Annotated in this window: 25 protein-coding genes; 18 read left to right on the top strand and 7 right to left on the bottom strand. The window is 73.6% G+C overall.

The genetic code is table 11. The features are described 5' to 3' along the window. Positions 1–30: 30 nt before the first annotated feature. The 5 genes from lspA to ACIBMZ_RS12475 all read left to right on the top strand — a co-directional run bounded on the left by lspA (position 31) and on the right by ACIBMZ_RS12475 (position 5,259). The gene (gene lspA, locus ACIBMZ_RS12495) at positions 31–705 is read left to right on the top strand and encodes a signal peptidase II (RefSeq protein ID WP_396693025.1); all 675 of its coding nucleotides are present in this window, start codon (positions 31–33) and stop codon (positions 703–705) included. Beyond that, entirely contained in the window at positions 702–1,646 is a 945-nt protein-coding gene (locus ACIBMZ_RS12490) for an RluA family pseudouridine synthase (RefSeq protein WP_396693023.1), read from the top strand. The genes lspA and ACIBMZ_RS12490 overlap by 4 nt, the downstream gene beginning before the upstream one ends. A gap of 42 nt (positions 1,647–1,688) precedes the next feature. After that, entirely contained in the window at positions 1,689–2,702 is a 1,014-nt protein-coding gene (locus tag ACIBMZ_RS12485; protein ID WP_396693021.1) for a hypothetical protein, read from the top strand. A 96-nt stretch (positions 2,703–2,798) separates the two neighbouring features. After that, a complete protein-coding gene (locus tag ACIBMZ_RS12480; RefSeq protein ID WP_396693019.1) occupies positions 2,799–4,313 on the top strand; it encodes an AAA family ATPase in 1,515 nt (504 codons plus the stop codon). Between the two features lie 37 nt (positions 4,314–4,350). Next, positions 4,351–5,259 carry a DUF2567 domain-containing protein gene (locus ACIBMZ_RS12475; protein ID WP_396693018.1) on the top strand — a complete coding sequence of 303 codons (909 nt, stop codon included), beginning with the start codon at positions 4,351–4,353 and terminating at the stop codon, positions 5,257–5,259. Here ACIBMZ_RS12475 and ACIBMZ_RS12470 read toward each other — a convergent pair. Then, positions 5,171–5,872: an LON peptidase substrate-binding domain-containing protein gene (locus tag ACIBMZ_RS12470; protein ID WP_396693016.1), complete on the bottom strand. Its 702-nt coding sequence runs from the start codon at positions 5,870–5,872 to the stop codon at positions 5,171–5,173. The genes ACIBMZ_RS12475 and ACIBMZ_RS12470 overlap by 89 nt on opposite strands. A 107-nt stretch (positions 5,873–5,979) precedes the next feature. Between ACIBMZ_RS12470 and hisD the strand changes: the two genes are divergently transcribed. The 8 genes from hisD (at position 5,980) to hisF (ending at position 11,886) form a co-directional block, all read left to right on the top strand. Next, a complete protein-coding gene (hisD, locus tag ACIBMZ_RS12465; protein ID WP_396693014.1) occupies positions 5,980–7,302 on the top strand; it encodes a histidinol dehydrogenase in 1,323 nt (440 codons plus the stop codon). Beyond that, positions 7,299–8,417, top strand: a complete 1,119-nt coding sequence (locus ACIBMZ_RS12460) for a histidinol-phosphate transaminase (RefSeq protein ID WP_396693012.1) — start codon at positions 7,299–7,301, stop codon at positions 8,415–8,417. The genes hisD and ACIBMZ_RS12460 overlap by 4 nt, the downstream gene beginning before the upstream one ends. Continuing rightward, positions 8,414–9,025 (top strand): imidazoleglycerol-phosphate dehydratase HisB, encoded by a 612-nt coding sequence (gene hisB / locus ACIBMZ_RS12455; RefSeq protein ID WP_396693010.1) that lies wholly within the window; start codon positions 8,414–8,416, stop codon positions 9,023–9,025. The genes ACIBMZ_RS12460 and hisB overlap by 4 nt, the downstream gene beginning before the upstream one ends. A 34-nt stretch (positions 9,026–9,059) precedes the next feature. Continuing rightward, complete coding sequence (locus ACIBMZ_RS12450; RefSeq protein WP_396693008.1) at positions 9,060–9,230, top strand: hypothetical protein; 171 nt, start codon at positions 9,060–9,062, stop codon at positions 9,228–9,230. A 29-nt stretch (positions 9,231–9,259) separates the two neighbouring features. After that, positions 9,260–9,892 (top strand): imidazole glycerol phosphate synthase subunit HisH, encoded by a 633-nt coding sequence (gene hisH / locus ACIBMZ_RS12445; RefSeq protein ID WP_396693510.1) that lies wholly within the window; start codon positions 9,260–9,262, stop codon positions 9,890–9,892. Between the two features lie 42 nt (positions 9,893–9,934). Continuing rightward, a complete protein-coding gene (locus ACIBMZ_RS12440; protein WP_396693006.1) occupies positions 9,935–10,258 on the top strand; it encodes a hypothetical protein in 324 nt (107 codons plus the stop codon). 19 nt (positions 10,259–10,277) lie between these two features. Then, the gene (priA, locus tag ACIBMZ_RS12435) at positions 10,278–11,003 is read left to right on the top strand and encodes a bifunctional 1-(5-phosphoribosyl)-5-((5-phosphoribosylamino)methylideneamino)imidazole-4-carboxamide isomerase/phosphoribosylanthranilate isomerase PriA (protein WP_396693004.1); all 726 of its coding nucleotides are present in this window, start codon (positions 10,278–10,280) and stop codon (positions 11,001–11,003) included. Between the two features lie 115 nt (positions 11,004–11,118). Then, entirely contained in the window at positions 11,119–11,886 is a 768-nt protein-coding gene (gene hisF / locus ACIBMZ_RS12430; protein WP_350696400.1) for an imidazole glycerol phosphate synthase subunit HisF, read from the top strand. 61 nt (positions 11,887–11,947) lie between these two features. On the opposite strand, the gene ACIBMZ_RS12425 is transcribed toward hisF, so the two are convergent. Further along, a complete protein-coding gene (locus ACIBMZ_RS12425; RefSeq protein WP_396693002.1) occupies positions 11,948–12,409 on the bottom strand; it encodes a hypothetical protein in 462 nt (153 codons plus the stop codon). Positions 12,410–12,559: 150 nt separating this feature from the next. Next, positions 12,560–13,204: a YitT family protein gene (locus ACIBMZ_RS12420; protein ID WP_396693000.1), complete on the bottom strand. Its 645-nt coding sequence runs from the start codon at positions 13,202–13,204 to the stop codon at positions 12,560–12,562. Between the two features lie 58 nt (positions 13,205–13,262). On the opposite strand from ACIBMZ_RS12420, the gene ACIBMZ_RS12415 reads away from it, so the two are divergent. Continuing rightward, a complete protein-coding gene (locus tag ACIBMZ_RS12415; protein ID WP_396692998.1) occupies positions 13,263–14,720 on the top strand; it encodes a PLP-dependent aminotransferase family protein in 1,458 nt (485 codons plus the stop codon). 70 nt (positions 14,721–14,790) lie between these two features. Next, positions 14,791–16,101, top strand: a complete 1,311-nt coding sequence (locus tag ACIBMZ_RS12410) for a low temperature requirement protein A (RefSeq protein WP_396692996.1) — start codon at positions 14,791–14,793, stop codon at positions 16,099–16,101. Positions 16,102–16,173: 72 nt separating this feature from the next. Here ACIBMZ_RS12410 and ACIBMZ_RS12405 read toward each other — a convergent pair whose 3' ends face one another. From ACIBMZ_RS12405 to ACIBMZ_RS12395, 3 genes are all read right to left on the bottom strand, one after another. Continuing rightward, positions 16,174–17,997, bottom strand: coding sequence for an AMP-dependent synthetase/ligase (locus ACIBMZ_RS12405; RefSeq protein WP_396692995.1), 1,824 nt, complete (start codon positions 17,995–17,997; stop codon positions 16,174–16,176). A 139-nt stretch (positions 17,998–18,136) separates the two neighbouring features. Further along, positions 18,137–19,075: a terpene synthase gene (locus ACIBMZ_RS12400; protein ID WP_396692993.1), complete on the bottom strand. Its 939-nt coding sequence runs from the start codon at positions 19,073–19,075 to the stop codon at positions 18,137–18,139. Positions 19,076–19,199: 124 nt separating this feature from the next. After that, on the bottom strand, positions 19,200–19,829 hold the full coding sequence (locus ACIBMZ_RS12395) for a TIGR03085 family metal-binding protein (protein ID WP_396692991.1): 630 nt from the start codon (positions 19,827–19,829) through the stop codon (positions 19,200–19,202). A 147-nt stretch (positions 19,830–19,976) separates the two neighbouring features. On the opposite strand from ACIBMZ_RS12395, the gene ACIBMZ_RS12390 reads away from it, so the two are divergent. The 3 genes from ACIBMZ_RS12390 to ACIBMZ_RS12380 all read left to right on the top strand — a co-directional run bounded on the left by ACIBMZ_RS12390 (position 19,977) and on the right by ACIBMZ_RS12380 (position 24,529). Then, positions 19,977–21,845 (top strand): ABC transporter ATP-binding protein, encoded by a 1,869-nt coding sequence (locus ACIBMZ_RS12390; RefSeq protein ID WP_396692989.1) that lies wholly within the window; start codon positions 19,977–19,979, stop codon positions 21,843–21,845. A gap of 55 nt (positions 21,846–21,900) precedes the next feature. Then, positions 21,901–23,685, top strand: a complete 1,785-nt coding sequence (locus ACIBMZ_RS12385) for an ABC transporter ATP-binding protein (RefSeq protein ID WP_396692987.1) — start codon at positions 21,901–21,903, stop codon at positions 23,683–23,685. Between the two features lie 109 nt (positions 23,686–23,794). Next, positions 23,795–24,529 (top strand): DUF2470 domain-containing protein, encoded by a 735-nt coding sequence (locus ACIBMZ_RS12380; RefSeq protein WP_396692986.1) that lies wholly within the window; start codon positions 23,795–23,797, stop codon positions 24,527–24,529. A 7-nt stretch (positions 24,530–24,536) separates the two neighbouring features. Here ACIBMZ_RS12380 and ACIBMZ_RS12375 read toward each other — a convergent pair whose 3' ends face one another. Continuing rightward, the gene (locus tag ACIBMZ_RS12375; RefSeq protein WP_396692984.1) at positions 24,537–25,133 is read right to left on the bottom strand and encodes a TetR family transcriptional regulator; all 597 of its coding nucleotides are present in this window, start codon (positions 25,131–25,133) and stop codon (positions 24,537–24,539) included. Positions 25,134–25,150: the final 17 nt, after the last annotated feature.

Below are 25,150 nucleotides of genomic sequence, written 5' to 3'. Positions count from 1 at the left end.
CGCACCGCCGCGATCGTCGATGGGGAGCGAATGAGCGCAGCACCGCCCGCGGGACCCGGCACCGCCGAGCCGGAGGCCGCCACGAAGTCGCGGCGCCGGCCGGTCACGCTCCTGCTCAGCCTGGCGCTGTTCGCGGTGGCGGTCGACCTGTTCACCAAGCACCTGGCGCTGCAGGAGTTGAGCGACCGGGAGCCGGTACGCCTGCTCGGCGGTGCGCTGTACCTCTCGCTGACCCGCAACAGCGGGGCCGCGTGGAGCATGGGCTCGGACTACACCTTCGTCTTCCCGGTGATCGCGGTCGGCGTCCTGGGCTGGATCGCCTGGATGACGCGGACGCTGCGCTCGGTGCCGTGGGCGATCTCCCTCGGCCTGGTGGTCGGCGGCGTGACCGGCAACCTGATCGACCGGATCTTCCGCGCCCCGGGTTGGTTCGTCGGGCACGTGGTGGACATGATCAGCGTCTTCGACCCGTACGGCCGGGTCTTCCCGATCTTCAACATCGCGGACAGCGCCCTGGTCTGCGGGGTCGTGCTCGCGGTCGGCCTGGAGTTCACCGGCCGTCAGCGCGACGGCACCCGGGCCGTGGGCGAGGAGCGGCCCGTACCGGCGGCCACAGACGACGACGCGACGCCGGTCGGTGACGCCGACGCCGGTCTCCGGGCCGAGGCGCCGACGACCGACGACGGACGGCGGGAGCGGGCGTGACGGCCACCTTCGCCGCCGGCGGCGACCACCGCAGCCTGCCCGTTCCCGACGGCCTCGACGGGATGCGGCTGGACCAGGCCGTGGCCCGGCTGTTCGGCCTCTCCCGCACCGCCGCCGCCGCGCTCGTCGACGACGGGGCCGCGCTCGTCGACGGCGCGGTACGAGCCAATTCGCACAAGGTGCGGGCGGGCTCCTGGCTGGAGGTGACGCTGCCGCCGCCGGCCACCGCGCCGGTGGTGGTGCCGCAGGCGGTGCCGGGACTGCGGGTGGTGCACGCCGACGACGACATCGTGGTGGTGGACAAGCCGGTCGGCGTGGCGGCGCATCCGAGCCCCGGCTGGTCGGGGCCGACGGTGATCGGCGGGTTGGCCGCGATCGGGCACACCATCGCCACCAGTGGCGCGGCCGAGCGCCAGGGCGTGGTGCACCGGCTCGACGTCGGCACCACCGGCGTGATGGTGGTGGCCAAGAGCGAGCAGGCGTACAGCGTGCTGAAGCGGGCCTTCAAGTACCGCGAGGTGGAGAAGCGGTACCACGCGGTGGTGCAGGGGCACCTGGACCCGCTGCGCGGCACCGTGGACGCCCCGATCGACCGGCACCCGCACCACGACTACCGCTGGGCGGTGGTCTCCGGCGGCAAGCCGAGCATCACCCACTACGACACCATCGAGGCGTTCCCGTCGGCCAGCCTGGTCGACGTCCGGCTGGAGACCGGTCGCACCCACCAGATCCGGGTGCACTTCTCCACCCTGCGGCATCCCTGCGTCGGTGACCTGACGTACGGTGCGGATCCGACGCTCGCCGCCCGGCTCAAGCTGGATCGGCAGTGGTTGCACGCCAGAGAGTTGAGCTTCCAGCACCCCCGTACGGGGGACGAGGTCCGCTTCGTCAGCGACTACCCTGACGACCTGGGACGTGCGCTGGAACTCCTCCGCGACTGACGCGCCCCACCCGTCCCGACCCACCCGACGAGGGGGCTGCCCGTGCGTGCCGGCGACCTGCTGCGGCAGTTGGACCAGCGGCTGCTGCCCCGTATCGCCGCCGCGACGACCCGGCTCGGGCAGGGGCCGACCCGGGTCCCGTTGCTCGGATGGGTGGCGGTGCTGTCCTGCGCCGCCGTGCTGACCACCGCCGTGCTCGCCACCAATGGCCCGCCGGTGCCGGACCGCACCGTCGGTGAGGTGACCCGGGTCGGGGTCTCCGACGGCGACTCCATCCCCGGCTACGAGCGCACCGCCGCTGCCGACCTGGCCGCGCTGGGCGGCGCGTCCCGCACCGACGGCACGTACGCGCTGGTCTCGTTGACCGAGTACCGCACCCCGCAGTCGCTGGCGGCGGTCGTCGGCGACGTCGGCGTGGCGGTGGTCTTCGGTCGGGTGCCGTTGCCGGAGCGACAGACCGAGATCGTCCGGATCCCCGCCCAGCGGCTGCCGGAGGACGTGACCGCCGGGATGACCCGGTTGGCCGAGCGCAAGGAGCGGGAGGCGACCGACTACCGGGCGCGGGCCGCCGCGCTCGGCGGCGGTGGACCGCAGCAGCGCGAGTTGCGTGAGCTCTACGAGAGCGGCGCGCAGGTGGCGGCGGCGGAGGCCACCGCCTACCGGTCCGGTTGTGCCTGCCTCTACGCGCTGGTGGTCCGGGCCGCACCGGCGCAGTTGCGCGGCGTGGCCGCCCGGCCGGGTGTGCGGGTGGTCGACCCCGCCCCGGAGGTACGGCGGTTGGAGCGCGCCGTCTTCACCCCGCCGCTGCCCGAGCAGCGGGACGTGGTCCGGCCGCCGATCGACCACGGTCACACCGCGTCGCCGATGCCGACCACCGCGACGGGCTCGCCCGCGCCGTCCTCGACTGCGGAGCGCGACACGTCGGCTTCGCCGGAGGTGACGGATTCGTCACCATCACCGGTGGTTCCGTCGTCGGCACCCCCCGTCATCCCACGTGAGACACCCTCCACCTCGGTGGACAGTGCCGAGGAGAGCGAAGCGAGCCCGACACCGTGACGGTTGCGGACACATCGGTACGCCGCCCGGTGTGGCCTGAACGAGGTTTCGTTCGTAGCCTGTCAGACGGAAACCAAAGCGCTGGGAGGGCGAGCCGTGGACGGCAGCGAGACCGGTTGGGGACGGCCCGCCGAACCGGCACCGCGATGGCGGGCGCTGCTGGATCGAGCCCGCCTGGGTGGTCGCGGCAGCGACCAGCCCGGTGACCGGCGCGCCGACGAGGAACAGTCGCCGCCACCGTCGCCCGATCCGCTGCCGCGCCGCGGGCCGGGCCCCGGCTATTCCGGGCGGGTGGCGCCGGTCGGGCCGCCTCCGGTCGGACAGTCACCGGTCGGACCTCCGCCGCCGCACCGGCAGCCGTACGGTGTGGAGCCCGGCTACCGGGCCGAGGCGAGTTACCGGGTCGAGCCGCCGCGTCCCGCGCCGAGCTACTCCGGGCCGCCCGGCGGGCACCCGGTCGAGCCCGGCTACCCGGGCGATCCGGGGTATCCGGGCGATCCGGGGTATCCGCCGGTGCCCGAGCAGCGCCGACCCGAGCCACGCCGCCCCGACCAGCGCGGTGCCGAGCCGCCCGAGTCGCGGTACACGCTGCTGGACAACGGCTACCGGCACGCGGCCCCGCCGGTGGAGTCGCGGTACGCGTTGCTGGACAACGGCGGCTACCAGCCGCCCGTACCGCCGGCACCCGCACCGCCCGTGGCCCCGCCCGGGCCGCCCGCCCAGGGGTCCCCCACCGGGCCGCCGGGCGCGGGGGTCGGCGGTCGCCCGGGACGCTTCGAGTGGCGGGCGCAGAACGCCGGTGGTGACCTCGAACGAGCCGCCGCCGTGCTCCGGCGCGACCTGGGCACCCCCCGGGTGGTCGCCTTCGCCAACCCCAAGGGCGGCGTGCACAAGACCACCGCGACCGTGCTGGCCGCCGCCACCGTCGGCAGCGTACGCGGGCGAGGCGTACTCGCCTGGGACGACAACGAGTTGCGGGGCACCCTCGGGCTGCGCGCCGGCAGCGCCCGACATGCCCGGACGATCCGGCACCTCGTCTCCGACCTGGTGCAGATCGAGATCCGCGAGGGGCCGGAGCTGCTGGAGATCCTCGACGACTACCTGCGACACGCCTCCGACGGCTCGTACGACGTGCTGGCCGGTGAGGAGAGCCCCCGGTTCGCCCAGCGGCTGGACCAGTTCACCGTCAAGCGGGTACTCGAACTGCTGCGCCGGACCCACGACGTGATCTGCGTGGACACCGGCAACAACGTGGAGAGCCCGAACTGGCGCACCGTCATGCAGGCCGCCGACCAGCTCGTGGTCACCACCGTGCCGCGCGAGGACGCCGCGTTCAGCGCCGACTGGATGCTCGACCTGCTGCACGAGGAGGGGATGGGTGAGCTGGCCGACAACGCGGTCACGCTGATCTCCTGCCCGACGCCGGGTCGGCTGCCGTTGCAGGGTGATCTGGAGCGGCACTTCGCGACCCGCACCCGGGCGGTGACCGTGGTGCCGTACGACCCGGCGCTGGAAACCGGCTCCTCGATCGAGTACCACCAGCTCCAGGGCGAGACCCGGCAGGCATGGCTGCGGGCGGCGGCGGCGATGCTGGAGCCCTTCGGCCGGTGACGCGTCGGGGCGGCTCACCACCGACGGGAGTGGCGTAGTGGCGACACCGTGCGCGGCGTCCGACGGCAACTGCGAGGATCATCGGGTGAGCCCGGAGACCCCCGCCGCCGAACCGCCCGCGCCGGTACCGCCGGCCGTCCCGCAGCCGCCGCCCGGACCGCCGCGCCGTCCCGCCCGTACGCTGCGGTTCGGTGCGCTGACAGCGCTCGTGATGGGCCTGCTGGGCGTCCCGCTGGGGCTGCTCTGGGCGGCGCTCGCCCCGGCCACCCCCGTGATCAAGAGCGCTCCCGGTCAGGCCGTCTACGGGCAGGCGCAACCGGAGCAGCCGATCGCCGCCGACGGCTGGTTCAGCCTGCTCGGCCTCGGTTTCGGGGTGCTCGCCGCGCTCGTCGTCTGGCTGGTGCTGCGGCACTACCGAGGGCCGGTCGGACTGGTCGTCGTGGTGACCGGCGGCCTGGCCGCCGCCCTGGTCGCCTGGCAGGTGGGGCGCCGCATCGGGTTGGGCGGCTACGAGCGGCTGCTGGAGGGCGCGCCGGACGGCACCCGGCTGGCCAAACCCGCCGACCTGCGGGCCGGTGGCATCGAGATGGTGCTCGGCGTACTGCCGGTGCCGCACGGCAACCTGCTGCTGCCGGCGTTCGGCGCCGCGGTGGCGTACACCCTGCTGGCCGGTTGGTCCCGGTGGCCGTCGCTGCGGCCCGAGCCGGAGCCCGACCCGGCCTGGTTCGTCCCGCCGGCCGGCTTCCCGGGCGGCGTCGCACGGCCGCCGCTCGACCACCCGGGCGGGCCGGTGCCGCCGTCAGCCGGGCACCCGGGCGGCACCGTCGGCTACCTGGGCGGCACCGCGCAGCCGCCGGTCAGTTCGGAGTCGGCGGCGCCGTGGCCAGCTCCGCCAGCGGCACCGGCACCGCCCGCACCTGGCGCAGCAGAGCCGCCTCGCGGTTGAGTAGCGTCAGCTCGGCGCGCAGCCGGGCGGCGGTGTCGTCGATCGCCAGCAGCCGTTGCCGGTCGGCCACGGTCAGCGCGGCGGTCGCGGCCACCAGGTGGGAGAGCACCGTCGGGTCCTCGGGCAACTGCTCGCTGAGCTGCTCGGGCTCGGCCCGCATCAGCCCGAGGTACTGCCGGAACACGGCGGTGACCCGGGCCGCCAGCAGCGCGGCGGCCTCGTCCGGGCCGCTCGGCTCGGGCAGCCACTGCACCTCGGCCGTCAGGTACGGCGCGGAGGCGGAGTCGATCTCGGTGACCCGGAACCGTCGCTTGCCCACCGTGACGATGTCGAACCCGCCGTCGGGCAACTCGGCGACCTCCCGCAGCTCGGCGGTGCAGCCCACCTCGTGCAGGGTCACCTCGCCGGTGCCGGGGGTGACCCGGCCGGGGCCGGGGGCGACCTCCCAGCCACTGCGGATGGCCACCACACCGAACTCGCGGGGCGCGCCCGACGGCAGGTCGACCAGGTGGCGGACCAGCGCGCGGTAGCGCTCCTCGAAGATGTGCAGCGGCAGCACCAGACCGGGGAAGAGCACCGTGGTGAGCGGGAACACCGGCAGCCGTGCGGTCACGTGATCGAGCGTAGCCCCACCCGGTGCCACCGGCGTGTCCCGGCTCACCGTCCCGGACAGCGGGCGGCGTCGGTCGGCCCGGAGACGGGCCGCCTAGACTCGCAGGGGTGTTGAACCGGATCGACCTGCGCGGTGGCGAGCCCGACCCACGCCACCTGCTGCCCCGTGCCCAACTCGACGTGTCGGTGGCCGTCGAGCGCATCCGCCCGATCGTGGAGGCGGTCCGGGAGCATGGTTACCCGGCGGTCCGCGAGGCCAGCGAACGGTTCGACGGGATCGCCCCGGAGGTGCTCCGGGTGCCGGTCGAGGCGATCGCCGAGGCGGAGGGCACCCTCGACCCGCAGGTCCGCGCCGCGTTGCTGGAGTCGATCAGTAGGGCCCGCAAGGTGCACGACGACCAGCGGCGCACCGATCACACCACCCAGGTCGTGCCGGGCGGCACGGTCACCGAGCGCTGGGTGCCGGTCGACCGGGTGGGTCTCTACGTCCCCGGCGGCCTGGCGATGTACCCGTCGACCGTGGTGATGAACGTGGTGCCCGCCCAGGCGGCCGGAGTCCGGTCGCTGGTGGTGGCCTCGCCGCCGCAGAAGGAGAACGGCGGGCTGCCGGACGCCCGGGTGCTGGCCGCCTGCGCGTTGCTCGGCGTCGAGGAGGTCTACGCCGTCGGCGGGGCGCAGGCGGTGGCCATGCTGGCGTACGGCTGCGCGGTGGACGCCGCCGGGAGCGCGCACTGCGCTCCGGTCGACATGATCACCGGGCCGGGCAACATCTGGGTCACCGCCGCCAAGCGGCTGCTGCGCGGCGTGGTGGGCATCGACGCCGAGGCCGGTCCGACCGAGATCGCCGTCCTCGCCGACGACACCGCCGACCCGGCGCACGTCGCCGCCGACCTGATCAGCCAGGCCGAACACGACCCGCTGGCGGCGAGCGTGCTGGTCACCCCGTCGGTGGCGCTGGCCGACGCGGTGGACCGCGAACTCGCCCGGCAGGTGCCGGCCACCAAGCACGCCGACCGGGTCGCCACGGCGCTGGGCGGGGAGCAGAGCGGCGTCGTACTCGTCGACGACCTGGCCGCCGGGCTGCGGGTGGTCGACGCGTACGCGGCGGAGCACCTGGAGATCCAGACCGTCGACGCCCGGGAGTGGGCGATGCGGGTCCGCAACGCCGGGGCGATCTTCGTCGGCGCGTACTCGCCGGTGTCGCTGGGCGACTACTGCGCCGGCTCCAACCACGTGCTGCCCACCGGCGGTTGCGCCCGGCACTCGTCCGGGCTCTCGGTGCAGTCCTTCCTGCGCGGCGTCCACCTGGTGGAGTACACCGAGGAGGCGCTGCGGGAGGTGGCTCCGCACGTGGTGGCGTTGGCCACCGCGGAGGACCTGCCCGCACACGGCCAGGCGGTCTCCGCCCGATTCGCCGGGGAAGCATCATGACCGAGCTGTCCGACCTGCCGATCCGGGACGATCTGCGCGGGCTGTCGCCGTACGGCGCCCCGCAGCTCGACGTGCCGGTGCGGCTGAACACCAACGAGAACTCCTACCCGGTGCCGGAGCCGGTGGTGGAGGCGATCGGCAAGGCCGTCGCCGCCGAGCTGCGGGACCTCAACCGGTACCCGGACCGCGACGCGGTGGCGCTCCGCGCCGACCTGGCCGAGTACCTCGGCCACGGACTCACCACCGACGGCGTGTGGGCGGCCAACGGCTCCAACGAGATCCAGCAGCAGCTCCTACAGGCGTTCGGCGGGCCGGGGCGGACCGCGCTCGGCTTCACCCCGGCGTACTCGATGCATCCGCTGCTGGCGTTGGGCACCGGGACCCGGTGGGTGCCGGCCCGGCGCGGCGCCGACTTCGGGCTGACCGCCGACGAGGCGGTGACCCAGGTCCGCGCGCACCGGCCCGACGTGGTCTTCCTCTGCTCGCCGAACAACCCCACCGGCACCGCGCTCGACCCGGCGGTGGTCACCGCCGTGTTGGACGTGGCGCCGGGCATGGTGGTGGTCGACGAGGCGTACGCGGAGTTCGCCCGGCCGGGCACGGTCAGCGCCCTGGCGGTGCTGCCCGGGCACCCTCGGCTGGTGGTGACCCGCACGATGAGCAAGGCGTTCGGGTTCGCCGGTGGGCGGCTGGGCTACCTGGCGGCCGACCCGGCCGTGGTGGCGGCGGTGCAGCTCGTGCGCCTGCCGTACCATCTCTCCGCGCTCACCCAGGCCGCCGCGCGGGCGGCGCTGGCGCACCGCGAGACGCTGCTCGGCACCGTCGCGGAGATCATGCGCCAGCGCGACCGGATCGTCGCCGCGCTGCGCGAGCGGGGCCTGCGGGTGGCCGACAGCGACGCCAACTTCGTGCTCTACCAGGTGGGCGGCGACCAGAGTGTGGCCTGGCGCGCGCTGCTGGCGCAGGGGGTGCTGGTCCGCGACGTCGGCCTGCCGGGCTGGCTGCGGGTCACCGCCGGCAACCCGGCCGAGACCGACGCCTTCCTGGCCGCCGTGGACGAGACCCAGCGCGAGGGCCAGGCCGCCCCGCCGCGACCGAAAGGCACCACATCATGAGCCGGACCGCCCGGGTGGAGCGGATCACCAAGGAGACCAAGGTCCTGGTGGAGATCGACCTCGACGGCACCGGAGCGGTCGAGATCAGCACCGGGGTCGGTTTCTACGACCACATGCTGCACCAGATCGCCCGGCACGGCGGTTTCGACCTGACCGTGCAGACCGTGGGTGACCTGGAGATCGACGCCCACCACACGATGGAGGACACCGCGTTGGCGCTGGGCGCCGCGTTCGACCAGGCGCTGGGCGACAAGGCCGGCATCCGGCGGTACGGCTCGGCCGTCGTCCCGATGGACGAGGTGCTGGTCCGGGCCGCCGTCGACCTGTCCGGCCGGCCGTACGTGGTGCACGACGAGCCGGCGCTGGCGCCGTACATCGGGCCGGTCTACCCGACCAGCATGACCCGGCACATCTGGGAGTCGTTCGGTCAGGCGGCCCGGATCACGCTGCACGTGGACGTGCTGCGGGCGGCCCGCCCCGGTGGGCACCCGGACGCCCACCACGTGGTGGAGGCGCAGTTCAAGGCGGTCTCCCGGGCGCTGCGCGAGGCGACCGCGCTGGACCCGCGCTCCGCGGGCGCGATCCCGAGCACCAAGGGCGCGCTGTGACCGGCCGGAGTGCGCGCGGGCGGGGGTGCCGCTGATGGGCGCGGTGCTGCCGACGCTGCTGCTGATCTTCGCCGGGGTGCTGGTGGGCGGGACGCTCTCCCTGCACCGGCAGGGCGCGCCCCGGGGCGCGGTGGTGGTCTGCGGTCTGCTGGCGCTGCTGGCCAGCGTCGCCGGTGTGCTGTGGCTGCTGCCGGGGGAGGGATAGTGGCCGACGTGAACAGCGGTGACGAGGGCATGCGTCGGATCGTGGTGCTCGACTACGGGTCGGGCAACCTGCGCTCGGCGGAACGCGCGATGGCCGCCGCCGGTGCCGACGTGGTGGTCACCGGGGACCTGGCCGCCGCCGCCGAGGCCGACGGTCTGGTGGTGCCCGGGGTGGGTGCCTTCGCCGCCTGCATGGCCGGCATCGAGGAGATCGGCGCGGGTCCGGTGGTCGCCGAGCGGGTCGCCGCCGGTCGTCCGGTGCTGGGCATCTGCGTGGGTATGCAGATCCTCTTCGAGTCCGGCGACGAGCACGGGGTGGTCACCAAGGGGCTGGGTCTGCTGCCGGGTGGCGTCAGTCGGCTGCCCGCCGCCCGGTTGCCGCACATGGGCTGGAACACCGTGCAGGCGCCGGTCGGTTCGGTGCTCTTCGCCGGACTGCCCGCCGACAGCCGCTTCTACTTCGTGCACTCGTACGCGGCCGGTGACGTGGCCGCGCTCACCGAGGCCGGCGCCAAGGTGACCACCGCCCACCACGACGGCGACTTCGTCGCGGCGGTGGAGCGGGGTTCGTTGTCGGCCGCCCAGTTCCACCCGGAGAAGTCGGCCGACACCGGTGCCGCCCTGCTGCGCAACTGGCTGGCCACGGTGCCCGTCGGTGACTGACCGGGGCGGGGCCCGGCGACCGGGCCGGACGCGGGGGCGCCGGTGAGCAAGGAACGGGCCCGCCGTCGCGCGGTCCGCGAGGCGGAGGCCGCCCGACGTCAGGTGGTCCGGGAACGGGCGATGGCCCGTCGGGCCCGGCGTCGCGCGCTGGTCCGCCGGTTCGTGCCCACCGTCCGCCGGGGCCGGACCGGCCGGTTGCTCCGGTACTCCCGGGGTGAACGCGCCGCGATCGTGGCGCTGACCCTGGCTGCGGTCGTCCTGATCTGGCTGCTCGTGCCCGATCCGGGGCTGCGGCTGTTGTTGATCGTGTTGTTGTTGCTCGTCCTGCCGGTGATCGTGGTGATCGCCCTGAACCGCCGTTCCTGATCTGAGAGGACCAAGATTCGTGAGCCTCACCCTGTTGCCCGCCGTGGACGTCGCCGACGGCCAGGCCGTCCGACTCGTGCAGGGCGCCGCGGGTAGCGAGACCACCTACGGCGATCCGCTGGAGGCCGCGTTGGCCTGGCAGCAGGACGGTGCCGAGTGGATCCACCTGGTCGACCTCGACGCGGCGTTCGGCCGGGGCTCCAACGCGGCGCTGCTCGCCGAGGTGGTGCGCCGGCTCGACGTACGCGTCGAACTGTCCGGCGGCATCCGTGACGACGCGTCCCTGCGGGCCGCGCTGGCCACCGGTGCCGAGCGGGTCAACATCGGCACCGCGGCGCTGGAGGACCCGCAGTGGTGCGACCGGATCTGCGGCGAGTACGGCGACCGCGTCGCCATCGGGCTGGACGTGCGGGGTCGTACCCTGGCGGCGCGCGGGTGGACCCGCGACGGCGGTGACCTGTACGAGGTGCTGGAGCGGCTGGACAAGGCCGGTGCCTCCCGGTACGTGGTCACCGACATCACCAAGGACGGCACCATGCGCGGGCCGAACCTGGACCTGCTGCGGGCGGTGTGTGGACGCACCGACGCCCCGGTGATCGCCTCCGGGGGTGTCTCGACCCTGGACGACCTGCGGGCGTTGGCGACGCTGGAGCCGATCGGGGTGGAGGGCGTGATCGCCGGCAAGGCGCTCTACGCGGGCGCGTTCACCGTCGCCCAGGCCCTGGAGACCCTCGCCGAGCGGTAAGGAAGGGCACCTTGCCAACGCCTGCGGTAGAGAAGGGTCCCCTGCTGACACCTCACCCGGCCGGAGCCCGGGTACGGCCGGTCAGCGCACCGGCACCGAGCGATAGGCTTCCGGCATGACGGTGGCGGTGCGCGTGATCCCCTGTCTCGACGTGGACGCCGGTCGGGTGGTCAAGGGGGTCAACTTCCTCGACCTGCGGGACGCCGGTGACCCGGTCGAGCTGGCGGCGGCGTACGACCGGGCGGGCGCGGACGAGCTGACCTTCCTGGACGTGACCGCCTCCTCCAGCGACCGGGGCACCATGCTCGACGTGGTGCGGCGTACCGCCGAGTCGGTCTTCATCCCGCTGACCGTGGGCGGTGGTGTGCGTGCGGTGGCGGACGTGGACACGCTGCTGCGCGCCGGGGCCGACAAGGTCGGGGTGAACACCGCGGCCATCGCCCGGCCGGAGCTGATCGCCGAGATCGCGGACCGGTTCGGCCGGCAGGTGCTGGTGCTCTCGCTGGACGTACGGCGGGCACCGGCCGGCACCACCGACAGCGGCTTCGAGGTGACCACGCACGGCGGACGGCGGGGGACCGGGCTGGACGCGGTGTGGTGGGCGGCGCGCGGCGCGGAGCTCGGCGCCGGGGAGATCCTGCTGAACTCGATGGACGCCGACGGCACCAAGGCCGGGTTCGACCTCGAACTCATCGCCGCGGTGCGCCGGGTGGTCGACGTGCCGGTGGTGGCCAGCGGTGGCGCGGGCGAGGTGGCGCACTTCCCCCCGGCGATCGGCGCGGGTGCCGACGCGGTCCTCGCGGCGAGCGTCTTCCACTTCGGCGAGCTGACCGTCACCGAGGTGAAGGACGCCCTGCGCGGGGCGGGTCACCCCGTCCGCTGATCCCGGCGTCGCGCCCGGGACGCTGATCCGGCCGCGCGGCGCGGGCCGTCGAACCCGGCGGTCAGCCCCGGCCGGAGTGGCCCTCGGGCGAGCGGCGGGGCATCGGGATCGAGCGAACCAGATATTCCTGTACGGCTGCGGCGTGCTCGGCTTCGTCGAGGTGCCATTCGGCGTTGCCGGGCGGGTGTCGTCGGCTGAGCACGCCCTGCACGGTGTCGACGGTGGTGGCCAGCCCGGCGCTGGGTCGGGTCCGCCAGAGCCGTTCGCCGTCGGCGGTGAGCCGGAACCAGCCGTCGGAGACGTCCACGAGGCCGGCGCCGAGCAGTCGACGGATCGCACCCTCGATGTCGTGTCGTTCGGGCAGTGTCCGGTCGAGGTGGTCGGCGGTGGAGATCACGTCGGCCAGGCGTACGCCCTCGGGCCTGCGTGTTGTCGGGGAACGCCGGTGCCTCCCCGCGCCGCTGGCGATCACCAGCGAGACGAAGATCCACGCATCGGTCCGACGCCAGGCGTTCTCCCCCATGTGGAGATTCTGCCGTCAGCCCGGCGGGAAGGAAACACCACCCGACCTACTGCGACTCTGCGTCACTGTCCGATAGCCGAGGGTCGATGTGGTGTGTCGGTCGCCGGTGCCGCCGGTGCCGCCGGTGCGTGGGGTGGCGTGGCGGCGCCGTCAGGTGGCGGGCGCGGTCTCCACCGGGGCGGGACCCGGCTCGGGGGTGTCGAGGACCGGTAGGAAGAACTGGGCGAGCGGGCCGATGGTCAGCGCGTACGCGACGGTGCCGAGGCCGACCGTCCCACCGAGCAGCCAGCCGACGCCCAGCACGCCGATCTCGATGGCGGTGCGGACCAGGCGCAGCGACCAGCCGGGACGGCGGGCGACGAGGCCGGTCATCAGCCCGTCGCGGGGCCCGGGGCCGAGCCGGGCGCCGAGGTAGAGGGCGGTGGCGACGCCGTTGCCGACGATGCCGGCCACCAGCAGTGCGATCCGCAGCGGTAGCGGCCCGCCGGTGGGCAGCACGGCCAGCGTCGCGTCGACGGCCAGGCCGATCACCACCACGTTGGCCACGGTGCCGATGCCGGGGCGTTGCCGTAGCGGGATCCAGGCCAGTAGCACCAGGGCGCCCACCAGGATGACCGTGGTGCCCATGGTCATCCCGGTCAGGCGGGACAGCCCCTGGTGGAACACGTCCCAGGGGTTCAGGCCCAGCTCGGAACGGATCATCAGCGCCATGCTGAAGCCGTAGAGGAGGAGGCCGACGTGCAGTTGGGTCAGTCGTCGGACCGGCCGGTGGCGGAGGTTGCCAATCAGGGTCACGCGTGCCACTCTAGGGGCCAATCTGGGCGCGCATAGAGCCAATTTTCGGGGAGTGGCCATGGCGAGTCAGGTCCGTGGGGTGCAATTGGCCCGACTGCTCGGCCAGTGGCATGCCCTGCCCGGGCGACGACGCAGTCCCGACTACGCCGCGCTGGCCGGCGCGGTACGCGGCCTGCTCGCCGACGGTCGACTGCCGTTGGGCGTACGCCTGCCGGCGGAACGGGACCTGGCCGAGGCGCTGCGGATCAGCCGGACCACCGTCACCGCCGCCTACCGCGAACTGCGCGACAGCGGGCACCTGTCCAGCCGCCGGGGTGCGGGGAGCTGGACCCGGCTGCCCGGTACGCACCGGGTGGCGCCCAACGGGCTGTGGATCCCGCTGGACGACCGGGACATGATCGACCTGGGCGTGGCGGCGCTGGCCGCCCCACCGGAGCTGCTGCCGGCGGCCCGGGCCGCCACCGAGGATCTGCCCCGCTATCTCGGCGGCGCCGGCTATCACCCGACCGGCATCATCGAGCTTCGGGAGGCGGTGGCCCAGGGCTACACCGACCGGGGACTGCCCACCTCGCCCGATCAGATCATGGTCACCAACGGCACCCAGCACGCCCTGGACCTGGTTCTCCGACTGGCCCTGGCACCGGGCGGCGGTGTGCTGGTCGAGTCGCCGAGCTACCCCAACGCGCTGGCCGCGCTGGCCGCCCGGCGGGCCCGGATCACCACGCACGGCCTGGCCGCCGACGCCACCGGCTGGGACGCCGACCTGATGCTCGGCTCACTCCGACAGGTACGCCCCCGGGTCGCCTACCTGATCCCGGACTTCCAGAACCCGACCGGGCACCTGATGGCGGCGGAGCTGCGTGAGCGGTTGGTGACCACCGCCCACGCCGTCGGCACCGACCTGGTGATCGACGAGTCCTTCGTGGACCTCCCGCTGGACGGCACCGCCCTGCCGCCGCCGACCGCGAGTTTCGACCGGCACTCCCGGGTGGTCAGCATCGGGGGCATGAGCAAGCCCTTCTGGGGCGGCCTGCGGATCGGCTGGATCAGGGCGTCCGCGCCGCAGGTGCAGCGGCTGGCCGCGGCCCGGGTCGGCGTCGACATGTCCAGTCCGGTGCTGGACCAACTCGTCGCCGTGCACCTGCTGGCCGCCGCGCCGGGCATCGTCGCCGCCCGGCGTACGCAACTCGCGGCGCAACGGGACGCGTTGCTCGCCGCGCTGGCCGACCGACTGCCGGAGTGGCGGGTCACCGTGCCGCGCGGCGGTGTGACGCTCTGGGCCGAGCTGGACGGCCCGATCTCCAGCGCGCTGGCCCGGGCGACCGAGGAGGTCGGCGTACGCCTGGCGCCGGGTCCCCGGTTCGGCCTGGACGGCACGTTGGAACGCTTCCTGCGGCTGCCCTTCACCCTGCCCGCCGCGGATCTGGTCGAGGCGGTGGGCCGGATCGCCGCGGTCCGGTACGACCTGGACCGCACCGGGCTGCCCCGGTGGCGGGAACCGAGCGTCATCGCCTGACCGGGGTCCCGCCGGTGCCGATCCGGCTGATCGACCTCGCCCGTCGGTCGGTGGCGGGCAGACTGCCGAGGTGGACGGACTGAGAGGTGTGCGGTGGTCGCGCGGGGTGCGGCCGGGGGCACCCGGGTCCCGCGCCACCCGCCTGGAACTCTTCTACGACCTGGTCTTCGTCTTCGCCTTCATCCAGGTCACCACGCTCACCGCCGACAACTTCACGCCGCGCGGCCTGCTCCAGTGCGTGGTCGTGCTGGTGCTGCTGTGGTGGGCCTGGACCGGCTTCGCGGTGATCGGCAACCTGGTCCGTACCGACCAGGGGGTGCTGCCCTTCCTCGCGTTCGCCACCATGGGCGGGGCGCTGGTCTTCGCGCTCGCCATGCCGCAGGCGTTCCGCAGTGAGGCCGGTGGGCTGTCCGGGCCGCTGGTCTTCGCGATCTGCTACTTCCTGGTCCGGGCCGTCCAGGTGGGCATCCTGGGCTGGCTGGCCCGGGGCGACCCCGAGCTGCGTCGCCGTTTCCTGGCCGCGACGGGACGGGCGGCGGTGGTCGGCACGCTGGTGCTGGCCGCCGCGCTGCTGCCGCAGCGGCTCGCCGACGAGCCGGGCGAGGTCGGGCTGCGGCTGCTGCTCTGGATCGCGGCGATCGTCGTCGAGTACGGAGCGGCAGTGGCCCTGGGCAGCAGCAACTGGACGCTGCTCTCGGCCGGGCACTGGGCCGAGCGGCACGCCCTGATCGTGCTGGTGGCGCTCGGCGAGACGATCATCGCGCTGGGGCTCGGCGCGGGCTTCGTCGTCGAGCTGCCGCTGACCTGGCTGGTGATCATCTCGGCGATGCTCGCGGTGGCGGTGGTCGCCGCGCTCTGGTGGGCGTACTTCGACACGCTGGCGCTGGCGCTGGAACAGGTGCTGCACCGCACCCGGGACCCGCGAGCGCGGTCGGCCTTGGCCCGCGACGCCTACACCTACCTGCACCTGCCGCTGGTCGCCGGCCCGATCCTGTTCGCGCTCGGGCTCAAACGGGTGCTCAGCGGTGCCGCCGAGCCGGCCACCCCGGCCGGGAGCCTGCTGCCCGGCGGGGACCTGCTGGTGCTGCACGGCGGGGTGGCGGTCTATCTGGTGACGTTGGTGGCGCTGGGCTGGTGGGTGCTGCACACGATCCGGTGGCCGACCGTCGGCGGCGTGTGTCTGTTGGTGCTGCTGGTCCCGGTCGCCGCCCAGGTGCCGGAACTGGTCGCCCTGACGCTGCTCACCGTGGTCGTGCTGGCGGTGGCGGTGGTGCAGACGCTGACCGACGCGACGCTGCGCCACCAGGTCCGGGAGGTGGCGATGGCCGAGCAACTCGCCACCGAGGCCGAACAGACCACCTGGCGGGGGCGCCACCTGTGAGCGGGTACGCGTCGGCCCCGCGCCCACTGCTGGGCACGGGGCCGACGACGGGCGGCCGGTAGGCGAGGGCGGTCAGATCTCGGCGACCGTGCCCGCGTACATCTTGTCGATCTCGGCGGAGAAGTTGCTCTCCACCCCACGCCGCTTGATCTTGAGTGACGGCGTGATCTCGCCGTCCTCGATGGTCAGGTCGCGCGGCAGGATGGTGACCTTCTTGATGGTCTCCCAGCGGTTGAGCTTGGTGTTCAGCTCGGCCACGTACTGCTCCACCATGGCCTGCGCCTCCGGCGAGGAGACGATCTCGCCGTACGGGCGGCCCTCCAGGGGAGTGCCCGCGGCCCAGCCGGCGATCGCGTCCGGATCCAGCGTGACCAGCAGGGTGCAGAAGTTGCGGGCCTGCGCGACGACCACCGCCTGCGAGGTGTACGGGCAGGTGGCCTTGAACATGCCCTCGATGTGCGACGGCGCGATGTACTTGCCGCCGGACGTCTTGACCAGGTCCTTCTTCCGGTCCGTGATGCGCAGGTAGCCGTCGGCGCCGAGGCTGCCGATGTCACCGGTCCGGAAGAATCCGTCCTCGGTGAAGACGGCGGCGGTTTCCTCCGGCAGGTTGTGGTAGCCGCGCATGACCGGCCGTCCCTTGATCAGGATCTCGCCGTCGTCGTCGATGCGGCACTCCAGGTCGCCCATGGCCTTGCCGACGGTGCCGATCCGGAGTTGCCCCGGCGGGTTGACGAAGTTGCCGGCGCTGCTCTCGGTCAGCCCGTAGCCCTCGGAGATCGGCAGGTTCGCCGCGGCGAAGAAGGTGGCGATCTCCGGGCTGAGCGGCGCGGCACCGGACACCAGCACCCGGATCCGCCCGCCGAGGCGGGCCTGGAGCTTGCTGAAGACCAACTTCTCGGCCACCGCGTACTTGAGCTTCAACCCACCCGGCACCGGCTTGCCGGCCTGGTCGAGGGCGACCTTCTCCTTGCCGACCCCGACCGCCCAGGCGAAGATCTTCGCCTTCGCGCCGCCGGCGTCCTGCGCGGTGGTCACCGACTTGTTGTAGACCTTCTCGAAGACCCGGGGCGCGCCGCACATCAGCGTCGGGCGGACCACCGAGAGCAGCTCGACGAGCTTGTCGACCCGCCCGTCCACGTACGTCGGCATGCCGACGTGGGTGGTGCCGCAGAGCAGCGTCTTGCCGAACGAGTGCGACAGCGGCAGCCAGAGGTACTGGAGGTCGTCCTCGCGCAGCAGGCCCACCGCCTCCTGGGCCACCCCCTCCCAGCACCAGCCGCCGTGCAGCAGCTCGACGCCCTTCGGGCGGCCGGTGGTGCCGGAGGTGTAGATCAGGGTCGCCAGGTGCTCCGGACCGATGCCGGCCACGATGCGGTCGACCAGCTCCGGGTCCTCGGCGAGCCGCTGGGCGCCCTGCTCCTCCAGTTGGGCGAGGGTCAGTTGGGGCACTGCCGCCGCCGGGTCGGGCTCGCCGTCGAAGAGGACCACGTGGGTCAGTGCGGGCAGGTCCGCGCCGACGATCTTGGCGGCCTGGGTCGGGTCCTCGGCGAACAGCACCTTGGAGGCGGAGTCGGCGAGGATGTAGGTGGCGTCCTGCGGTTCGGTCGTCGGGTAGACCGTGGTCGTCGCGCCGCTGGCGCACATGATGCCGAAGTCGGCGATCACCCAGTCGAGCCGGGTGTTCGCCAGGATCGCCACCGGGTCCTCCTGGCCGACGCCCAGGCCGTGCAGACCGGCGGCGACCGCCTTCGCCCGCGTGGCGACCTGCGTCCAGGTCAGCCAGACCGGCGTGTTGTCCGGACCGGGGTGGGCGAAAGCGTGGCGGTCGGGGGTGGCCGCCACACGCTTGAGGAACATGTCAGGAATGGAACGGTACGGTACATCGAGAGCCATCGCTGTAGCCGCCTTCGGGGGTGGAGGCGTGACGGTCGTCACGTCGGTGTTCGTTACCGAAGAGTATTGCCTGCGCCCGGGCATCGGCTAGCCCTGACGATCATCCACGGCCCCCGTACCGGCCGATGCCGGTGTCGTGCTACGCGTACCGCTCGGCGGCTCGGGACCAGTCGTAGGTGGCCCGGATCCAGTTGCGGCGGGCCTTCAGCGCCGGACGGACCACCTCGCCGTGGCTGGCCAGCAACCCGTTCTCGGCGGTCAGGTACGCGCTCAGGCCGTCGTTGAACCGCTCCGCGGCGGCCCGCAGCGCCGCCGTCTCGTCGCCGGTCTCCCCGGTCAGCACCGTGACCAGGTTGTGCGCGTCCGGGCCGTCCCGGTGCTCCTTGCCGTAGGAGAAGACGTCGTTGCACCAGCAGACCAGGTCGGCGGCGAGCAGGTCCAACTCGGCCCAGTCGGGATCGGCCCGCTGGTCGACCGGCGGGAAGCCGTCCAGGGCCAGATCGGTGAGCGTGATGCTGGGATAGACGCCGCCGGTGTGTCGGCGCATCTGGACGTACTCGTCGACCGGCGGCACCCGCCCGTGCTCGCGGTTCGCCGCCTCCCACAGCAGCGCCAGCAGGTAGCCCCGCATGGCGGCGGTGAAGTGCAGCAGCACCGCCGGTCGTCGGCGGGCCCGCACCCGCTGGCACAGGTCGGCCAGCGCGAGCCCCAGGGGCCCGGCCGTGTCGACCGCCGCCTCCGTCGGCGTGCCCTGGCGGTCCAGCACGTCGAGCAGCGCGGCCACCGTCGGCGCCAGTCGGGTCGGGTCGCTGCCCAGGCCGTCCTCGTCGCAGGCGTCGTCCATGACGAACAGCCAGGAGATCAGGTCGGCCAGCAGGCGCAGCCCGTCCAGCGACGCCTCCGGGCAGGCCCGGCCGGCCAGCCCGGCTGCGTCCGCCCGGCGCAGGCGTTGCCCGTTACTGATCAGACCCAGGTGTTGCGCCCAGTCCGTACTCTCCCGGGCAACCTGCTCGGTGTCGTGATGCCGGTCGCCGGAGAACGGTGGCTCCCGCAGGGCCGAGACCGCAAAGCTTCGCATCGGGCTCCCTGTCACGCCGCCCCCCCACGAGGCAGCGCGGACAGCGTACGGGAGCAGTGCGCAGGGCCGGGCGATCGGACGAATAACGTTTCGGATATCGCCGTGACCGGTTCCGCACAGACGGTTAGAAGCCCAGGTTGGCGTCGCGGAGCCGCTCCGCCGACTCGGAACCGCCCTCGACCTGCACCCGCGCCGCCCGCTGCCGGCCACTCAGGAACAGCACCAGCTCGCTCGGCGCGCCGATCAACCCCAGCGCCTCCTCGCCGCGTCCGGCGGTCACCTCGCCGTGCCCGGGCGCCCGGACGGTCACCCGGGCCGGGAAGCGACGCAGCGTCATCCGGGCCAGGGTGGAGACCCGCCGCCACAACGCCTGGTCCAGGCCGGTCGGCAACACGCGAGGCTGCCATTCGGGCTGGGCCCGCCGGACGTCCTCGTGGTGGATGAAGAACTCCATCAGGTTGGCCGGCTCGTCGGTGAGCGGGTTGCTCACCGGACTCCACACCGGTGGCCGGCGTACCTGGCCGAGCAGGTCGGCCCAGTCCTGGGCGGCGATCTCGAGCCGGACCCGCTCGGCGCGGTCGCGCAGCGGACCGATCAGGATGCCGGCGGCGGCGTCCGGCCGCCGCTCCCGCACCACGAGGTGCGCGGCCAGGTCACGGATGGTCCAGCCCTCGTTGAGCGTCGGGGCGTCCGGACCCAGGGTCGACATCAGGTCGGTGAGCGCCTCGCGCTCCGACCGGGCGTAGCGCGGCATGTGGTGATCGTAGGCGCAGCGGGCCCGGTCCGCCCGGTCGGCGGCGACTCGCGGGGTGACGTCGGACATATCCCGGCGGGTCGGCGGGACCGGCGCGCTGCGGTAAGGATGAGGGAGGATCGTGGTGGCTTACGGCGGGGGAGATACGTGGCGAGCGGGACTAGTCGGGAGGTGCTCGGTCGCGGGCTGGCCGTCCTGTGGCGGGCCATCCGTGAGCAACCGAGGATCTTCGCGGTCGCGGTCAGCGGCAGTGTGCTGTTCGGCGTGATGGTGGTGGGCAGCGCGTTCGTGGTCGGCGCGGTGGTGGGCGACGTGGTCGTCCCGGCCATCGAACGCGGGGCGGTCGGTGTGAGCGCACTGGCCCTGGCCGCCGCCGCGCTGCTCGGGATCAGCGTGCTGCGGGTGGTCGGCATCTTCGGCCGACGGCTCGGCGCGGGATACATGCAGTACCGCCTCCAGGCCGACTACCGACGTCGGGTCACCCGCCGCTATCTGGAACTGCCGCTGTCCTGGCACCACCGCAACGCCACCGGCACCCTGCTGTCCAACGCCAACTCCGACGTGGAGGCCGCCTGGCACCCGATCGCGCCGCTGCCGTTCGCGGTCGGCACGCTGGTGATGCTGGTCGGGGCGGTGGCGTCGCTGTTCGTCACCGACTGGGCGTTGGCCCTGGTCGGGTTGGCCGTGTTCCCGGCGCTGTTCGCGCTCAACGTGGCCTACTCCCGCCGGATGGCCCCGCGCCAGGCCCGTGCGCAGCGGCTGCGTGCCGAGGTCAGTGGCATCGCGCACGAGAGCTTCGACGGCGCGCTGGTGGTCAAGACGATGGGTCGGGAGGCGCAGGAGACCGACCGGTTCGCGGCCCGCGCCGGTCAGTTGCGCGACGCCCTGATCTCGGTCGGGCGGCTGCGCGGCATCTTCGACCCGATGCTGGAGACCCTGCCCAGCCTCGGCACGCTCGCCGTGCTGGTGGTCGGCGCGTACCGGTTGCAGCAGGGCGCGATCTCGGTCGCCGAGCTGGTCAGCGTCGCGTTCCTCTTCACCGTGCTGGCCTTCCCGGTGCGGGCCATCGGCTGGGTCCTGGCCGAACTGCCGCGCAGCGTCGCCGGGTGGGACCGGGTCCGCCGGGTGCTCGACGCCACCGGCGAGATGCCGTACGGCAGCACCCGGCTCGACCCGGACGCCGAGGCGCCCGCCACGCTCTCCTTCACCGACGTCGCCTTCGCCTACGAGCCGGCCGAGGCGCACCTGCCCGGCGCCGAGGTGCTCGGCGAGGTCACCTTCACCGTGCCGGCCGGCAAGACGGTGGCGCTGGTCGGGCCGACCGGTGCCGGCAAGTCCACCGTGGCGTCGCTGGCGGTGCGGCTGGTCGACCCCCGCGCCGGGACGGTCGGCCTCGACGGCGTGGACGTGCGCGAGCTGACCGCCGACTCGTTGGCCGGCACCGTGGCACTGGTGGCGCAGGTGCCGTTCGTCTTCGACGACACCGTCCGGGCCAACGTCTCCCTGGACCGGCCGGGTATCGACGACGAGGCCGTCTGGGCGGCGTTGCGCCTGGCCGAGGCCGACGGGTTCGTCGCCGCGCTACCGCACGGGTTGGACACCATGGTCGGCGAGCGGGGCACCTCGCTCTCCGGCGGGCAGCGGCAGCGACTCACGTTGGCCCGGGCGCTGGCCGGGCGCCCCCGGCTGCTGGTGCTCGACGACGCCACCAGCGCGGTCGACCCGCGTGTGGAGGCCGCCATCCTGGCCGGGCTGCGCTCGCCCGAGGCGGGCGGCTCCGGTGCGTCGATCCTGGTGGTGGCCTACCGCCGGGCCACCATCGCCCTCGCCGACGAGGTCATCTATCTGGAGCAGGGGCGGGTGGTCGCCCGCGGCACACACGCCACGCTGCTGGACACCGTGACCGGCTACGCCAACCTGGTCACCGCGTACGAGCAGGCCGAGGTCGACCAGGAACGGCAACCGACGTACGACGAGGTCACCCCGCTGACCTCCGGCCTGGAGGTGGACCGGTGAGCGCGAGGAACGCAGCGGAGCGGAGTCCCGCAGTCGCGAACGAAGGACGGCACCGGTGAGCGCGAGTGTGACGACGGAGGTGCCGGAGCCGGCGGAGTCGACCTGGCGGACGCTGCGCCGGGGGTTGGCGCTGTCGCCGGAGTTGCGGGTGGGACTGGGCGGCACCCTCGCCCTGGCGCTGGTCTACATGGTCGGCCGGGTGGCAGTGCCGGTGGCGGTGCAGCAGGGCATCGACCGGGGCATCGTCGGTGGGCTCGACCTGCACGCCTTGTTCGTCGTCGTGGCGGTCACCGCCGCCGTGCTGGTGGTGACCACCGCCTCCGGCTATCTGATGATGCGGCGGCTGTTCACGGTCAGCGAGACGGCGCTGGCCGGGGTCCGGGTGCGGGCGTTCCGGCACGTGCACGACCTGTCGATGCTGCACCAGCAGTCCGAGCGGCGGGGTTCGCTGGTCTCCCGGGTCACCAGCGACGTCGACCAGATCACCCAGTTCCTCCAGTGGGGCGGGGTGATCCTGCTGGTGAACCTGGGGCAGCTGGCGGTGACGACGGCGGTGATGCTGGCGTACTCGTGGCAACTGACGCTCGTGGTCTTCGCGGCGTTCGTGCCGGCAGTGCTGGTGATCCGGTTGATCCAGCGTCGCCTCGCCGCCGCGTACGGGGTGGTGCGGCAGCGGACCGGCACGTTGCTGGCGGCGGTCGGCGAGAGCGTGGTCGGCGCGCCGGTGATCCGGGCGTACGGCATCGCCGGCCGGACGTCGCGGCGGTTGGACGCGGCGATCGACAGTCAGCAGCAGGCGCAGCGCAAGGCCATCCGGATCAGCATCCTCGGCAGTTCGGTGGGGGAGTTGGCGGCCGGGGTGGCGCTGGCCGGTGTGGTGGTGCTCGGCGTGTACCTCGGCGCCGACCAGACGTTGAGCATCGGTGCGATCACCGCGTTCCTGTTCCTGGTGACGCTGTTCATCCAACCGGTGCAGATCGCCACCGAGGTGCTCAACGAGGCGCAGAACGCGATCGCCGGGTGGCGGCGGGTGCTGGACGTGCTGGACGTCGCGCCGGACGTGGCCGACCCGGGCCCGCAGGGGCGGGAGCTGCCCGGTGGTCCGCTGGACATCCGGTTCGCGCAGGTGCGGTTCGCCTATCCGGACGGGCCGACCGTGCTGCACGACGTGAGCCTGGACATCCCGGCGAAGAGTCGGGTCGCGGTGGTGGGCGAGACGGGCAGCGGCAAGACGACCTTCGCCAAGCTGCTGACCCGGTTGATGGACCCGACGGCGGGGGCGGTGCTGCTGTCCGGGGTGCCGTTGACCGACGTCCGCTTCGACTCGCTGCGGTCCCGGGTGGTGATGGTGCCGCAGGACGGTTTCCTGTTCGACGCCTCGGTGGCGGACAACGTGCGGTTCGGTCGTCCCGAGTTGACCGACGAGCAGCTCACCACGGCCTTCAGTGACCTGGGGCTGGCCGACTGGCTGGACGGGCTGCCGGCCGGGTTGGCCACCGGGGTGGGTGAGCGCGGCGAGGCGTTGAGCGTCGGGGAGCGGCAGTTGGTGGCGCTGGCCCGGGCGTACGTGGCCGACCCGGATCTGCTGGTGCTGGACGAGGCGACCAGCGCGGTCGACCCGGCCACCGAGGTACGCCTGCAACGGACCCTGGACGCGGTGACCCGGGGGCGGACCACGCTGGCGATCGCGCACCGGCTCTCCACCGCGCAGGGCGCCGACGAGGTGATCGTGGTGGACCGGGGGCGGATCGTGCAGCGCGGGCCGCACGAGGAGTTGGTCCAGGACCCGGACTCGATCTACGGCCTGCTCTACGCCTCCTGGTTGGAGCAGACGCGGTGAGCGGCGCGGACGTGGCGCGGCGACGCCGTGCCCGGATCCGGTGGACGTCGGCGGCACGATGCCCTAGTCTTCGGGTTAGGTAAGCCTAACCTTAGAAGGAGGTCGTGCCATGCGGCCGAGTCCTGCCGAGATCGTCCGTACCCTCGTCGCGGGCCGGTTGGCCGGTCTCGTCCACGTGGCCTGCCGGCCCGGTCTGCACCACGTCCGTCACGTCACCGACCGCGACGGCCGGGTACTGCTGCTGGTCCCGGTGGTCAGTGACCTCACCGCCGCCCTGCGCGCCACCGGTCCGGACCGCCCGCTCGCGGTGGCGCTGGACGTGCTGGACCTGCCGCCCGCCGCGGGCGCGCCGTCGCTGGGCCGCGCGCTGGTCTCCGGCTGGGTACGCCAGTTGACCGGCCCCGAGGAACGCGCCGCCGCGCTGGACTTCGCCGAGGCGGATCCCACCGGGGACCTGCTCGACGTCGGCACCCGGTTCCGGCTGTGCCGCTTCGAGGTGGAGCAGGCCCAGTGGGACCGCGCCGGCACAGTGCGCCGGATCGACCCGGCGGCGTACGCGGAGGCGGAGCCGGACCCGCTGCACCCGGTCGAGGCGGTGCTGCTGGCCGACCTGGCCGACCGGTACGCCGACCGGCTGAGCGCCTACCTGTGCCGCCGACTGGGGCGCACCGGCGTCGACGTGACGCCCCGGGTGGAGCGGATCGACCGGTACGGGATGCTGGTCTCGTTCGGACACGCGGGTGCCCGGCACCGGACCCGGCTCGCCTTCACGCGTCCGGTGGCCGGACACGACGAGATTCCCCGGCTGTTCGACGAGATGCTGCATCCGGCGGCCGGCGCCTGAGTGCGGCTCAGTCGACCAGTTCGCCGGTGAGGTAGCGCTGCACGGTCGGCCCGACGGTGGCGACCAGGGTCTCCGGTTCGGCGGAGGCGATCGGCTCCAGCCGGACCACGTGCCGCATGACGGCGAGCCCGATCAACTGGGTCGCCACCAGCCCGCCGCGCAACGGAAGCTGGGCCGGGTCGACGTCGAGGTGGTCGAGGATCCGGCGCAGCACCTGGGTCGTCAGGAACTCCCGGACCAGCCGGGCGGTCCACTCGTTGCCGACCGCCGACCGCAGCAGGGCCACCCCGGCGACGCCGGCCGGTGAGTCCCACACCGCGACGAACGTGCGGACCAGTCGTTCCCCGACCCCGTCGCGGTCGCCCGCGAGCACCGCCGGCAGCAGTTCCCGAGGGTCGACCGGCGCCTGCACGGCGGCCAGGAACAACTGCTCCTTGCTGCCGAAGTAGTGGTGCACCAGCGCCGGGTCGACCTCGGCGGCGGCGGCGATGGCCCGGATGGTGGCGGCGTCGAAGCCCCGCTCCGCGAAGGTGGCGCGGGCCGCGGTCAGGATCGCGTCCCGGGTCGCCGGATTGCCGGGTCGCCGTCCGCTGCGCCGTGCCATCGCCCTCTCTTCCCGCT

This window comes from Micromonospora sp. NPDC049900 (assembly GCF_044461025.1).
Classification (GTDB): domain Bacteria; phylum Actinomycetota; class Actinomycetes; order Mycobacteriales; family Micromonosporaceae; genus Micromonospora.
The sequence above is the reverse complement of the archived record's forward strand: the minus strand, read 5'-3'. Positions and strand labels throughout refer to the sequence as shown.

What these genes read in the sequence shown, in the direction of transcription:
- ACIBMZ_RS12405 (WP_396692995.1), bottom strand. Translation starts at nt 17,997, where the DNA reads ATGGCTCTCGATGTACCGTACCGTTCCATTCCTGACATGTTCCTCAAG.
- ACIBMZ_RS12380 (WP_396692986.1), top strand. Translation starts at nt 23,795, where the DNA reads ATGCGGCCGAGTCCTGCCGAGATCGTCCGTACCCTCGTCGCGGGCCGG.
- hisH (WP_396693510.1), top strand. Translation starts at nt 9,260, where the DNA reads ATGCGTCGGATCGTGGTGCTCGACTACGGGTCGGGCAACCTGCGCTCG.
- ACIBMZ_RS12450 (WP_396693008.1), top strand. Translation starts at nt 9,060, where the DNA reads ATGGGCGCGGTGCTGCCGACGCTGCTGCTGATCTTCGCCGGGGTGCTG.
- ACIBMZ_RS12415 (WP_396692998.1), top strand. Translation starts at nt 13,263, where the DNA reads ATGGCGAGTCAGGTCCGTGGGGTGCAATTGGCCCGACTGCTCGGCCAG.
- lspA (WP_396693025.1), top strand. Translation starts at nt 31, where the DNA reads ATGAGCGCAGCACCGCCCGCGGGACCCGGCACCGCCGAGCCGGAGGCC.
- ACIBMZ_RS12460 (WP_396693012.1), top strand. Translation starts at nt 7,299, where the DNA reads ATGACCGAGCTGTCCGACCTGCCGATCCGGGACGATCTGCGCGGGCTG.
- ACIBMZ_RS12425 (WP_396693002.1), bottom strand. Translation starts at nt 12,409, where the DNA reads ATGGGGGAGAACGCCTGGCGTCGGACCGATGCGTGGATCTTCGTCTCG.
- hisF (WP_350696400.1), top strand. Translation starts at nt 11,119, where the DNA reads ATGACGGTGGCGGTGCGCGTGATCCCCTGTCTCGACGTGGACGCCGGT.
- ACIBMZ_RS12375 (WP_396692984.1), bottom strand. Translation starts at nt 25,133, where the DNA reads ATGGCACGGCGCAGCGGACGGCGACCCGGCAATCCGGCGACCCGGGAC.
- hisB (WP_396693010.1), top strand. Translation starts at nt 8,414, where the DNA reads ATGAGCCGGACCGCCCGGGTGGAGCGGATCACCAAGGAGACCAAGGTC.
- ACIBMZ_RS12400 (WP_396692993.1), bottom strand. Translation starts at nt 19,075, where the DNA reads ATGCGAAGCTTTGCGGTCTCGGCCCTGCGGGAGCCACCGTTCTCCGGC.
- ACIBMZ_RS12395 (WP_396692991.1), bottom strand. Translation starts at nt 19,829, where the DNA reads ATGCCGCGCTACGCCCGGTCGGAGCGCGAGGCGCTCACCGACCTGATG.